Source organism: Bacillus sp. FSL K6-1338 (assembly GCF_038006965.1).
In the GTDB taxonomy this organism is placed as follows: domain Bacteria; phylum Bacillota; class Bacilli; order Bacillales; family Bacillaceae_G; genus Bacillus_A; species Bacillus_A thuringiensis_S.
Genome location: NZ_JBBOWI010000001.1, coordinates 5046835 through 5059755 on the forward strand (window position 1 = coordinate 5046835; position 12921 = coordinate 5059755).

Here is a 12921-nt window from a genome sequence, read left to right on the forward strand (position 1 = left end):
AATATTCACGTATCCTATACAACGTATAACTAATTACTTTTCGACAAAATCTGTAAAAATATGTATAAGGAATGTAAAATTTCCGAGGAAATGATAGAAAAAAAGAAAAAACTGAGCGTTTCGGCTCAGTTTTTAGTCTAATTGTTTCTTTTTGTACACAATAATACAAAGAATGATAAGACATATAGTCCAAATTGTATTGTTTAAAATATGTTCTTGAATCGCAATAAACCCTTCTCCCTTTATAACTTTTTGCAATGCCTCCATAACATGATTTGTCGGAAGAAGATTAACTACTTTTATAATAAATTCATTCTTAACCATTTCTTGTAGCATCGGCCCCATTATGAATATTATAAAAATCGGAAGCCCCAATATAGATGTTTGTGCTATATTTTGGGATAGTAAGCCAACTATAGTACCTAAAACGACACATAACAATGTTCCTATTAAAATAATAATAACTAGCATACCAATATTTCCTTTAAAAGTATCTAAAATCACTAAACTAATAAAACTAGATGCTAGTACAAAAAATACAGTTAATACACTTTTACCTAAAATAACTTCTATTGGACTTGCTGGAGACAACATCAATACTCGTAACGTGTGTTTTTCCTTCTCCTCTGCAATAATAATTGCTTGCACATAACTTCCCACCATGGTAATCGTCATTACAATAACAAAACCTGCAAAGAACTCTTTTATAGAATCCATATTACTATAGAATACAGCAAGTAGAATAGGTAATAGCGCCATTAATATAACTTGTGAGTTTTTACCTGCATCATTTATTTCTTTTCTTACAATAGCCGAAAACCGTTTCATTGAAAATGTCATTATAATCCCCTCCCAGTAACTTCAATAAAGATATCGCCTAGCGTTGGTTCGTATGAATGAATAGATAACAGTTCGCCCTTTTTCATCCATTCTGAAATACGTTTTGCGCCTAATTCATCTTTTTGCACTACTTCTTTTTGTTTATCTTTTAATACGACCTCTATTTGGTCCTTAGCGTATTGTAAGCGTAGGTTCTCTGGCGTATCAAGCGCTACAATTTCTCCGCCACAAAGGAAGGCAATGCGGTTACAAAGCGTTTCTGCTTCATCCATGTTGTGAGTCGTTAAGAAAATCGTCGTTCCTTCTTCATTTAAGTCTTTTAAGATTTTATGAATGTTTTGGACGTTTACTGGATCGAGTGCAGATGTTGGTTCGTCTAAGAAGAGGATATCTGGTTTATGAAGGATTGCTCTTGCTAGTATGACGCGTTGCTTCATTCCCTTTGATAGTTTCTTTACTGGTGTTTTTTTATCATCTAATAAATTTACTTGTGCTAGTACTTCATCGATTCGTTCTTTTTTACAATCGTATAAGTCACAAAATAATAGTAAGTTATCATAAATGCTAAGTCTTTCATATAAGCCGCTGTTATCTGTTAAAATACCAATTCGTTTGTAATCGATGCTACTTGGTCCTGTAATATCTTTCCCTAATACTCTTACCGTTCCAACACTATGAAGCAATTGAGAAGTTAAAATCTTTACTGTTGTCGTCTTACCAGATCCACTCGGTCCAAGGAATCCGAAAATCTCTCCTTGCTTCACCTCAATATTTACATTTTGAAGTGCCGTTTTTCCGTCGAAACTTTTCATTACATCTTTCATTTCAATTGCCAATGTCATTTCTTCATCCCCTTTGTTTTTCTTCTTTATAGATGAAAGTCGCTTTAGCGCTTTTCGTTTATTTGTTTCGCTTGTCTTGACTCAATCATATGAAAAACAAAGGGATTACGCAGTAAAATACCAGTAAAAGGAGTATTTTTACCGGTGAATGAATCCCATGTTGAGCTTATTGGAGCACTTTTTATAGTCCAATCACGCCTTTTAATTCATCCATGCGTCCTTTGGAAAGCGGAATTGAACTTTTTCTTTCGTCATCCAAAATTAAACTGAAACTGTTACGAGTCCAAGTAATCACTTCTCGTACTCTTTGCAAATTTACAAGGTACGAGCGATGACATCTAAAGAAACCAAAACCTGTTAACCTTGCTTCTAGTTCACCTAATGTTAAAGCGCATACGAAATCCCCTTCACGAACGTGAATATGTGTTACTCCGTTTTGCGTTTCAATGAAATGGATTTCCATCGGATCAAGTAAAATGATTTTATCGTTCACTTTCGCTGGTATTCTTTCTAACTTCATTTGCGGAATCATTTGAATGACTTTTTCTTCACCGACTTCTTCCACTTCCTCTTGCTCAATTTCTATCTTTTTCACACCATCGTTGTTTAATATGTATACATCTTCCGTTAACGAAAGGGCATCCGATAGGAAAGATGACGTAATAAAAATCGCCTTTCCTTGTTCTTTCATTTTCATAATTGCTTTTCGAATAATGATCGTACTCTCTATATCTACATTTTGCTCTGGCTCTTCCAAAATAACTAAATCCGGATTATGAATCATAATTCGTCCAATATGAAGACGACGCTTCTCTGAAAATGATAGTTTTTCTATTTTAACGTTTAGTTTATCTAGGAGACCAACAGACTGCACAACTTCTTCTATACTTATCTTTGATTCATAAAGCCCTATTAAAAAATTAAAGTATTCTTTCACCTTCAAACGATTATATGCCTCATCTTTCAAAAAACAAAAACCGATGCGGGAATAATTTTTCTTTCCAATTGCTTCTCCTTCAAACAGTACATTGCCAGTCGAAGCTTCTTCTTCACCAATAATGATGCGGTGTAACACTTTAGCTGTATGATTATTGCATTGCAAAACAATACATTGTCCTTTTTCAACCTTTAGCTCAATTTCCGGTAACTGGTTGGTCTTCCCTAACTGCTTTAACTCCAGTAGCGCCATTTCGTCTCCCCCAAATACTTTTTATCCTATTATATCAAACAGTTAATGGAAAATTATGATATTTTAAACAGAAAAAATAGATGCCAGAGTTCTGACACCTATTTCTTCACCATCAATTTTCCTTCATAATCATTCATCGTCTTTATTTCAACGCCTTTATAGTAATGGGCGACGATATCTGTATATTTCTTTCCTTCTGCTGCCATACCGTTCGCCCCGTATTGACTCATACCAACTCCGTGGCCGAAGCCTTTCGTTGTAATGATGATTTTATCCCCTTGTTGTTTCCACGTGAAATCAGAAGAACGTAAATCTAACTTTTCACGAACTTCTTTTCCTGTTAATGTTTTTCCTTGAAAAGCTACATCCTTTACGCGCTTTCCTTCCGTAAGGTCTTTAATATTTCCAACCTTCCCGTCTGCTAGCACTTTCACACCGAGGCGCTTTTGAAAATCAGCTACTGTAAATGTTTGCTCGTTCGTAAACTTTGGAGAGGCTTGATCCCACGGACTATCTACACTCTTTAAGTACGGATAATCATTTCCCCAATAGTCAGCTGCATTTTCTGTTCGACCATTACTCGTTGAAAAAAAGGATGCTGAAATTGGTTTTCCATCATATGTTAAAACTTGTCCTGCGGTTTTCGAAACGGCTTCTTCGATTTTCTTCAAATTATTTTCGTAGTTATTGCCCCATTGCTTCTTCAATTCTTCTTTACTTTTGTACACTTGATCTTTCACCGTATCTGTCACGTCCGCATTATTTTTCTTTCCTCCGCTTAGCATACGTTGTACTACAAATGTTCTCGCTGCTAATGCCTGTGCCTTTAGTGCCTCTATTTCAAAACTGGCATTCATCTCAGAAGCTACTACACCGGTCACATACTCCTCCATAGGCAATGATTCTACCTTCTTCTGTTTCTCACGATATACAGCAACTTGAACCGCTGTATCTACTTTTCCTGGAGCTGGTATACTTTCTATCGCTGGAGGAGTTTTAGAGGCCGTTTCTTCCCCTACTTTTGCTTTCGCAAATGGGATAACAAGGGCTGCAGGTACAATGATAACGAGCGCTATTAAGAGCGCTACTGTAATAAAAAGCGGCTTTGAAAATTTCATCCTATTTTCCCCCAATATAAAAGCTTTACTCCATTCATTCTTATGGAACAACTCTTTCTTTTAGAACATACTTAAGGAGGAAGAGCATAAAACGGAAATTTTCTAAATATTTTTACTGGTACGTGCATAAGTATAGAATTTATTGACTATAACAGTAATAACCCAAAAAAAAATAGCCCCTATGTCAAAAGACATAGAGACTATTTCAATTAAGCGTGAAGATCAGAAACTTCTTGTTCTTTCACTTCTTCTACTTTTTCGTTTACACGTTCAATAGTTGCACCTAATGCAGCTAATTTCTTATGGAAATCTACATAACCACGGTCAAGATGTTTTAACTCAGTTACACGAGTATAACCTTCTGATACTAAACCAGCTAAGATTAATGCAGCTGCAGCACGTAAATCAGTTGCGCCTACTTCAGCACCTTGTAAGCTGTTTGGACCGTTCATAATAACAGAACGACCTTCAATTTTAATATCAGCATTCATACGACGGAATTCTTCAACGTGCATAAAGCGGTTTTCGAATACCGTTTCTGTAATCATGCTTGTTCCATCAGCTTGTAGTAATAATGCCATCATTTGTGATTGCATGTCTGTTGGGAAACCTGGGTGAGGCATAGTTTTAATATCAACCGCTTTTAACTTATCTGGGCCGATAACACGTACACCTTCGTTTTCCTCAATAATTTTAACACCCATTTCTTCCATTTTCGCTGTAATTGAGCGTAAATGTTCAGGTACAGCATTTTCAATTAAGATGTCTCCACCAGTAATTGCTGCTGCAACCATGAATGTTCCCGCTTCAATACGGTCAGGAATAATAGAGTGGTTTGCACCATATAATTTATCAACGCCTTCGATACGAATCGTTCCAGTTCCAGCTCCGCGTACTTTCGCTCCCATTGCATTTAAGAAGTTAGCTAAGTCAACGATTTCTGGTTCTTTCGCTGCGTTTTCAAGAATTGTTGTCCCTTTTGCTAATGTAGCTGCAGACATAATGTTTTCTGTCGCGCCTACGCTTGGGAAGTCTAAGTAGATTTTAGCTCCTTTTAGTTCTCCCTCAACATATGCCTCAACAAAACCGTTACCAACCTGTACTTTTGCTCCCATTGCTTCGAAGCCTTTTAAATGTTGGTCAATTGGACGTGAACCGATTGCACATCCACCAGGAAGTGCAATACGAGCACGACCATTACGTGCTAATAATGGTCCCATTACTTGAACAGATGCACGCATTTTACGTACATATTCAAATGGTGCTTCAATGTTTAGTTCTTTAGAAGAATCGATTGTTACTTGATTATTTTCAAATACGACTTCAGCATTTAAATGACGTAATACCTCATTAATTGTGTATACATCAGACAAAACTGGTACTTCAGATAGTACATTCTTTCCATCACTCGCTAATAGGGCTGCAGCGATTATAGGTAATACAGCATTTTTTGCGCCCTCAACACGCACTGTGCCGTTTAACCGCTTTCCGCCACGGACGATGATCTTTTCCAAATTATTCCCCTCCGTGTCCTTTTTTCAGTATCTATTCACTCAATACTCAGAAGTTATGATCGGTGTGCCAACCACAATTGTATCTTTGTTGTCTGTAGAACGTATTGCTATTTGCACATTTATTTTCTCTCTATTTGTTGAAAGAGCGTCATCCCACTTTTTATTGTATGCGGAGACTGACACAAATGCTCTTTCTTCTACTTGTTCGATCGCTCTTGCTGAAAGATCTTTCAAAACCTGATTGGTTTTATTTTGCAAAACACCTTCAATCTTATCATTCAGTACACCTTGAACACAAGTGTAAATTATAGGTTTTTCACTAAAAATTTTATTCACTTTTTGAACATACTTCGGGTCCCATTTCGCCCCACTTACTTCAAAGATAATGAAAGTGTTTTCTTTAGTATTTTCTTTACTCCAAGTTACTACTACTCGTTCTTCATGAGAAGCAAACTTTTTATAGGATGTAGCTTTATATCCATCTGGAGATTGCTCTACTTCCCACTTTTGAATATTTGCCTTGTCCTTCACATCGTTTAATAACTTTTGAAACGTATGTATATTAGAAATTGTTTTTGTTTCTCTAGCTAACCATGACCATTTTTCTACTTTAGCATCATTTTTCTCTAAAGCCTTAATCATGCTCTCCATTTTCTGTTCATCGCTTATCGGTTTCATCTCTCTATATCCAACCAAAAATAAAACAACACTAAGTGCAACAATAAGAATGGCTTTAAGCTTCAATTTCATCCCCTCCTATCCCCATTGTTAACGGAGATTTGAGGTTCTATACACTTACTTTACTAAATACGTTAAACTCTTCGAATATCCTAAATAATCAAGGAAAAAGTTACTTACAGATGTCCCAATTGCAATTGTAATTAAGATGAGTAATACTCGCGTCTGCAGCACTTTTCCGGACTTCATTAAACGCTCAATGTGAATGCCTTGCAAAGCCCACCACGTAATGGTAATAAACAATAAATGCGAAACAATGGCAATCAGTGCTTGTTGCCCTAAAAGTTGTGCCAAAAAATCGACCCCTTTTTACTCAGCTACTACTTATGAAAGAATATAAAAACGATACCATAATAAGTAGGAGCCACACTTTTTCAAATGCACATAGACATCTTACATTTTACATCGTGATTTTCTTTCAAAAAACGTATATCTACATTACAAGTTAACACAAAATAAAAAGCGCAGAGTACTGACTCCACACCTTTTATTTTCACTATTGTACCACGTTCCCTAAGAAGAAGAAATCTTTCATTAATGGAAAATATTCATAAAAGAAATTGTACCCAATCATCGGCATAATCCCTAGTATTACAATCGAAATTGCACAAAGACTCATAACAACCTTTATATTTAACGGTAACCGTATCCTCTCTTCTGTCTCTCCGGTGCGGAAAAACATTTGTTGTAAAATACGGAAATAATATACGAATGAAACAACTGTCGTACCCATCATAATCGAAGCTAGTACGTAATGTGCTGGCTCTACATGAAGCGCGCCTAAAAAGATGTTAATCTTTCCAATGAAGCCAGCCGTCCCTGGTATCCCGGCCAGCGATAAAATAAAGATTGTCATCATGATCGCTGCAAATGGTGATTTCTTATATAATCCGGTGAAAATCGTTATATTTTCCTTATCGTTTTGTAAGATTAAGCCGTGGATAATGGCAAACGCGCCTATATTCATAAGCATGTATGCCAGCATATAAAACCACATGCTATCCAGCGTAAATGGTGATAATGCCACAAGTGGAACGAGCAAATACCCAGCATGCGCAATACCTGAATAAGCAAATAAACGTTTTATGTTGTATTGTTTTAACGCGACTACATTCCCAACAATCATCGTTATACTTGCTAGCACCGCAATATATATACTCATATGCCCATATAAAGATTGCATATCTCCTTGTATTAATACACTTGCAAAAACCATAAGGAACAAACGAATAATGAGTAGGAACCCAGCAATTTTAGAAATCGTTCCAAGAAAAGCGGTAACAGGTGTAGTCGCTCCTTCATACACATCAGGTGCCCACATATGAAACGGCACTGTGGCAATTTTAAATGAGAGACCGACTAGCAATAAAAGAAATGCGAGAGCTAGCAATAACTGAATACCACTAGCGAGCTCCCCAGTGAGTACCTTTTGCATATCTACAATGTTAGTTGAACCTGTAATACCGTATAAATAACTCATTCCGAAGAGCGTGATCGCCGTTCCAATTCCTCCGCTAATGACATATTTCATTGCCGCTTCATTTGATGCACGGTTCTTTTTTCGTATTCCGACTAAAATATAAGAAGAAAGTGAAAGTAACTCTAAACCAACGAAAAGGGTGATAAAGTCAACACTAGAAGCCATGAACATCGCGCCAAGGAGTGCCATTAAAAATAAGTAATAATATTCGCCCTTATCTTCAATCGGATTCTTCTTATCATCGCTCATTGCGATGCATAAAATGAGAGCTGAGGCGCCTAATAACAACGTTTTAAACCCTTTTGAAAATCCATCTAACACAAACGATCCATTTAAAATATCTCCAGCTGGTTCGCTATATAGCGTAATTAATGAAACAATTGCTAATACGATGGCAGCGATCGCACCAAGAGCTACATATCTATGGTTCAGCTTAAAAAACAAATCACATATGGAAAGAAGGATGGCGGCCCCGAGAATAATGAATTCTGGCACCATTAGATGCCACGATAAGCTAAGTAACGTATTCATATCCATCCTACTTCACCCCCAATGTTTTCAATGTATTTTGAAGCGGATCCCCTAGTATCTCTGGCATAACCCCAATTGCAATAATACAAAAGATAAGTAGTAAAACAGGGACGTACTCCCATCCGTGTATATCAGATTTTGCTTCCCATTCTTTCTTTCCAAATGTCACTTGAAGTGTCGCTCTTAATACGTATACAGCGGTTAAAATGATGCCAATCACACCGACTGCAGCAATGACGGGCTCTCCTTGAAATAAACCGAGAAAGGCAAGAAATTCACTAACAAACCCAGACATCCCTGGTAATCCAAGTGATGCCATTCCTCCTGCTAAAAAGAATCCGCTAAGTATCGGTACACTTTTCGCAAGTCCGCCTAGCACCGTAATATCCGAAGTTCCAAATCGTTGTTCTATAACACCTAGCAAGAAGAAGAGCAAGGCTGCAATTAAACCATGTGATACAACTTGGAATAGCGCTCCTTGTGTACCAGGTGCATTAAGTGACGCAAGTCCCATTAATACAATTCCCATATGCGAAATACTAGAGTAAGCGAGTACTTTCCTAAAGTCCGTTTGGATGAGCGCTAAAAAGGCACCGTATAATAAATTAATTACGCCTAATATCGCAATTAGCGTTGCAACATCGTGAAAATATTCCGGGAATAACCCTTTCCCGAAGCGAATAATACCGTACGCTCCAATCTTTAACAAAACACCCGCATGAAGCATAACTACAGCTGGATGCGCTTCTATGTGTACATTGACCATCCAGCGGTGCAACGGAAAAACAGGTAGTTTAATTGCAAAGGCAATCATTATGGCAATAAATACACCAAGCTGCAAGCTACTTGGGATGACGAGTTCTCCCCCTGCGCTTACGCTTCTTAATATCTCTTTCAGCTCCACAATATTTGTTGTACCTGTTTTCGCGAACAAAATTGAGAAAACAATGAGCAAAATAGCTGAGCCAATACCGTTATATATTAAATAACTATAAGCAGCCTTTTCACTCGACAATTTTCCCCACTTCCCAATTAATAAGAACATGGGTGGCAACGTAATTTCAAAGAAGATAAAAAACAACATTAAATTTTGAGCAGCAAAGACGCCGAGCATCCCTATTTCTAGCATGAGTAACAGCATATAAAATGCTTTTAAATTGCTTTTAATAGAAAAGGCTGCAATTGCTGCAAGCATCGCTAGAAGAGCCGTCAGTACCATCATGACAAGCGACAAACCATCAATACCGAGCTCGTAATAAATAGAAAACCACCTTTTATCCACCGCTGTAAAATCTCCGAACTTAATCCATTTCACCTTTTCATCAAATAGTGACAAGCTCTTTCCAGAAGCATATGTACAAGCGAGGACGATGGCGATTCCAAATGGAAGTGCCGTCCCAAATAAGCCAAGCGCCCGCACTGTACGCAATTCCTTTTTCGGTGTTAATACAAGCAATAAAATTCCTAAAAGCGGGGAAAAAATGAAGAACGTTAACAACAAATCATTCATCGTAAATCCCCTCCCGTATAGAGCAAAATAATGACGAGTACAGCGAGCGAAACCGCCGTTACAGTACCGTACACTTGTACATTCCCGTTTTGAAGTTTCGAGCCAAGGTTACTTGTGCCTTTAACTACACTTGCAATTAAAACTGCAATTCCTTCGACTACATACACTTCAAATAAGCGAAGCACACGAGCGATTCCTTTCGTAATAGGGATCACCGTCATGTTGTATAGTTCATCCACATAATATTTTTCTTTCAAAAGATTATAAAGCGAGGTTCCCGTACCCCCAGCCCACTCTCTAGAAATTGATTTCTTGCCATATATGGAATATGCAAGAGCGATTCCCGCAAATGAAACGAGCGTCGCAACAATCATAATCCAAACTGGTCCATGCGCTTCTTCAACCTTAAACCCTACATCTTTCGTCAACCAATCTCCGAGAAACGTCCCAAACCATGGTGTATTTATATATCCTGCCACTACTGCGAGAACGCCGAGAACAATCATTGGATACGTCATAATGCGGGGCGACTCATGCACATCTTCCTTCGTCTTCGCTTCCCCAATAAAGACAAGGAAGTATAGACGAAACATGTAAAATGCCGTTAAGAATGCCGCAAGTACTGCTAATACGAATAAAAAGTAATTACCATTCATCCAAGTCGCAGCCAAAATTTCATCTTTACTAAAGAACCCAGAAAGGAGTGGAACCCCACTAATTGCAAGTGTACCTATCAAAAATAGCGTACCAGTTACTTTCATCTTCTTCTGTAAACCGCCCATTTTGTTAATGTTTTGCGTATGCACGGCATGAATTACACTTCCTGCTGCCAAAAATAGTAGTGCTTTAAAAAAAGCATGTGTCGTCAAATGGAATATACCAGCTACATAACCAGCAGAACCTAACGCGAGCATCATATACCCGAGCTGGCTAACTGTAGAATAAGCAAGTACTCTCTTTATATCTGTTTGTACAAGGCCGATAGAGGCCGCAAAGATTGCAGTGAAAGCTCCGACAATTGCCACTGTCTGCATCGCTACCGCACTTGCCGAAAATAATGGAAACATCGTCGCTACTAAATATACGCCCGCTGCAACCATCGTCGCCGCGTGAATAAGTGCCGACACGGGCGTTGGCCCCTCCATTGCATCTGGCAACCACGTGTGAAGCGGGAACTGACCTGATTTCCCCATCGCCCCGATAAAAATTAATATCGCCGTTATTGTAATCATGTAAGGAGGTAGATCCCCTGTATAAATCGCTCTAAATATTGCGTCATATTCAAAACTACCTGCGTACCAAAAAATTAAAATCATCCCGATAAATAAACCAACATCCCCAATACGGGTCATAATAAAAGCCTTTTTTGCAGCAGCCTTCGCTTCTTCTTTAAAGAAATAAAAACCGATAAGTAAAAATGAGCCAAGGCCAACTAATTCCCAAAATATATAAAGCTGTAATAAATTCGTTGATATAACAAGCCCTAACATCGCAAATGTAAAGAGTCCTAAATATGCGTAAAAGGTTGGTAATCGTTCATCACCTTTCATATAACCTTTCGAATACACATGTACAAGCAGACTCACAAGCGTAACGATAAACAACATTAAAGCTCCTAATGCAGTCACTTCAAAGCCAAATGATATATCCACATCTCCAGCTCTAAGCCACACCCACTTATGCTTCACGCTTGCTTCTGAAAATCTTTCTATTAACACAAGTACCGCAAGTATAAAGGAGAGAAAGACGAAAAAAATACTAAGTACACTGCTTCCTTCTCTAATTTTCTTCCCGAATATAATAAGTAACAAAAACGAAACGAGTGGGAAAAGCGGTATGAGCCATGCATAATCGATCATTGTTTCCTTCCCCCTTTTTCGGTCACAATGCTATCCTTTGAGCGTATCCATTTCATCCACCTGAACTGTCGTACGATTACGATATAAAGCAATTAAAATAGCGAGTCCTACCGCCGCTTCCGCTGCCGCTACAGCCATCGTAAACAGTGAGAAAATTTGACCTGTTAAATTCGGAAATAAGCCTAATTTACTAAACGCCACTAAGTTTAAATTGGCAGCATTTAGCATTAATTCGATACAAACTAATACGATTACTGTATTCCGCTTTGTTAAAGCTCCAAATAGGCCGATGCAAAACAAAATAATCGCAAGTGTTAAATATGCAGAAGCCGGAACGCTACTCATTGGAATCCTCCTCTTTCTCGTCCTTTTTCGCAAGTATAATCGCGCCAACGAGTGCTACAAGTAAAATAACTGAAGTTAGTTCAAATGGGATAATATATTTTGAATAGAGAAGCGTACCGATTTGAAGTGTGTTGTTTTCATGGAGAGGTAAACTTCCTTGTGTGCTCTCATTTGCAAAATCAATATTATTAACAGCGAAATACATAACCGCTCCAAATGCTACAACCGCAAAGAAGATAATCCATTTTCGAAGAGTAAGACGCGATTCATTTTCCGCGTTATGTTTCGTTAACATAATGCCGAAAATCATAATAATTGTGATTGCACCAGAGTAAAGTAAAATTTGTGCAACGCCTATAAATTCGGCTGATAAAAGAAAATACAAACCTGCAATGCTGAGAAATGTTAGAACGAGAGCTAGCATCATGTGCATAACTTTCGTTAAGTTCAACATAAGAACACCGCCGATAATTGCAGACAAGGATAGTATAAAGAATGCTACAAACTCGCCATTCATGCCTTATTCTCCTTCCTGACGTTTTCGTCGTTTTCGTCAAGCCACTGCAAATTTTTAAATAAGTCATCACGTGAATATTCCGCGAGCTCAAAGTTATTTGTCATGACAATCGCCTCTGTCGGACAAACTTCTGTACATAAATCACAAAGAATACAAATTTCAAAATTAATATCATACGTGTCGATAATTTTTCCTTTTTTCGTAGGATCCGGATGTTTCTTTCCTGTTAACTGAATACAGTCTGTCGGACAAATGTTAGAGCATTGATTACAAACAATACATTTCTCCGGATAGAATTTTTGAATCCCCCGAAAACGGTCTGGCAACGGCAACGGTTGATTTGGATAATCATACGTTACCTTCTTCTTGCTCAAATTACTTAGTGTATATTTTAATCCTTTAAATAGTCCCTTCATCTCTTACTGGCACCCCCCTCAT

Annotated in this window: 13 protein-coding genes; all 13 read right to left on the reverse strand. The window is 37.9% G+C overall.

Annotated elements, in window-relative coordinates; genetic code table 11:
* Positions 1-132: 132 nt before the first annotated feature.
* The 13 genes from NZ044_RS26015 to nuoI all read right to left on the reverse strand — a co-directional run bounded on the left by NZ044_RS26015 (position 133) and on the right by nuoI (position 12899).
* A complete protein-coding gene (locus tag NZ044_RS26015) occupies positions 133-840 on the reverse strand; it encodes an ABC transporter permease (RefSeq protein WP_000144420.1) in 708 nt (235 codons plus the stop codon).
* Positions 840-1682 carry an ABC transporter ATP-binding protein gene (locus NZ044_RS26020; protein ID WP_000170825.1) on the reverse strand — a complete coding sequence of 281 codons (843 nt, stop codon included), beginning with the start codon at positions 1680-1682 and terminating at the stop codon, positions 840-842. The genes NZ044_RS26015 and NZ044_RS26020 overlap by 1 nt, the downstream gene beginning before the upstream one ends.
* Before the next feature lie 181 nt (positions 1683-1863).
* Positions 1864-2871 (reverse strand): LytTR family transcriptional regulator DNA-binding domain-containing protein, encoded by a 1008-nt coding sequence (locus tag NZ044_RS26025; RefSeq protein ID WP_001185961.1) that lies wholly within the window; start codon positions 2869-2871, stop codon positions 1864-1866.
* 98 nt (positions 2872-2969) lie between these two features.
* Entirely contained in the window at positions 2970-3989 is a 1020-nt protein-coding gene (gene spoIID / locus NZ044_RS26030) for a stage II sporulation protein D (protein WP_063676189.1), read from the reverse strand.
* 209 nt (positions 3990-4198) lie between these two features.
* A complete protein-coding gene (gene murA, locus NZ044_RS26035; RefSeq protein WP_000411275.1) occupies positions 4199-5503 on the reverse strand; it encodes a UDP-N-acetylglucosamine 1-carboxyvinyltransferase in 1305 nt (434 codons plus the stop codon).
* A 39-nt stretch (positions 5504-5542) separates the two neighbouring features.
* Positions 5543-6247, reverse strand: a complete 705-nt coding sequence (locus NZ044_RS26040) for a YwmB family TATA-box binding protein (protein ID WP_000767913.1) — start codon at positions 6245-6247, stop codon at positions 5543-5545.
* Between the two features lie 51 nt (positions 6248-6298).
* On the reverse strand, positions 6299-6535 hold the full coding sequence (locus NZ044_RS26045) for a DUF1146 family protein (RefSeq protein ID WP_000057889.1): 237 nt from the start codon (positions 6533-6535) through the stop codon (positions 6299-6301).
* Between the two features lie 202 nt (positions 6536-6737).
* Positions 6738-8252 (reverse strand): NADH-quinone oxidoreductase subunit NuoN, encoded by a 1515-nt coding sequence (gene nuoN, locus NZ044_RS26050; RefSeq protein WP_002083561.1) that lies wholly within the window; start codon positions 8250-8252, stop codon positions 6738-6740.
* A gap of 7 nt (positions 8253-8259) precedes the next feature.
* The gene (locus NZ044_RS26055) at positions 8260-9762 is read right to left on the reverse strand and encodes an NADH-quinone oxidoreductase subunit M (protein ID WP_000998944.1); all 1503 of its coding nucleotides are present in this window, start codon (positions 9760-9762) and stop codon (positions 8260-8262) included.
* The gene (nuoL, locus tag NZ044_RS26060; RefSeq protein WP_044783402.1) at positions 9759-11621 is read right to left on the reverse strand and encodes an NADH-quinone oxidoreductase subunit L; all 1863 of its coding nucleotides are present in this window, start codon (positions 11619-11621) and stop codon (positions 9759-9761) included. The genes NZ044_RS26055 and nuoL overlap by 4 nt, the downstream gene beginning before the upstream one ends.
* Before the next feature lie 30 nt (positions 11622-11651).
* Positions 11652-11966: an NADH-quinone oxidoreductase subunit NuoK gene (gene nuoK, locus NZ044_RS26065; protein WP_000100079.1), complete on the reverse strand. Its 315-nt coding sequence runs from the start codon at positions 11964-11966 to the stop codon at positions 11652-11654.
* A complete protein-coding gene (locus NZ044_RS26070) occupies positions 11959-12483 on the reverse strand; it encodes an NADH-quinone oxidoreductase subunit J (protein ID WP_001012810.1) in 525 nt (174 codons plus the stop codon). The genes nuoK and NZ044_RS26070 overlap by 8 nt, the downstream gene beginning before the upstream one ends.
* Positions 12480-12899, reverse strand: a complete 420-nt coding sequence (gene nuoI, locus NZ044_RS26075; protein ID WP_000677191.1) for an NADH-quinone oxidoreductase subunit NuoI — start codon at positions 12897-12899, stop codon at positions 12480-12482. The genes NZ044_RS26070 and nuoI overlap by 4 nt, the downstream gene beginning before the upstream one ends.
* Positions 12900-12921 lie beyond the last annotated feature (22 nt).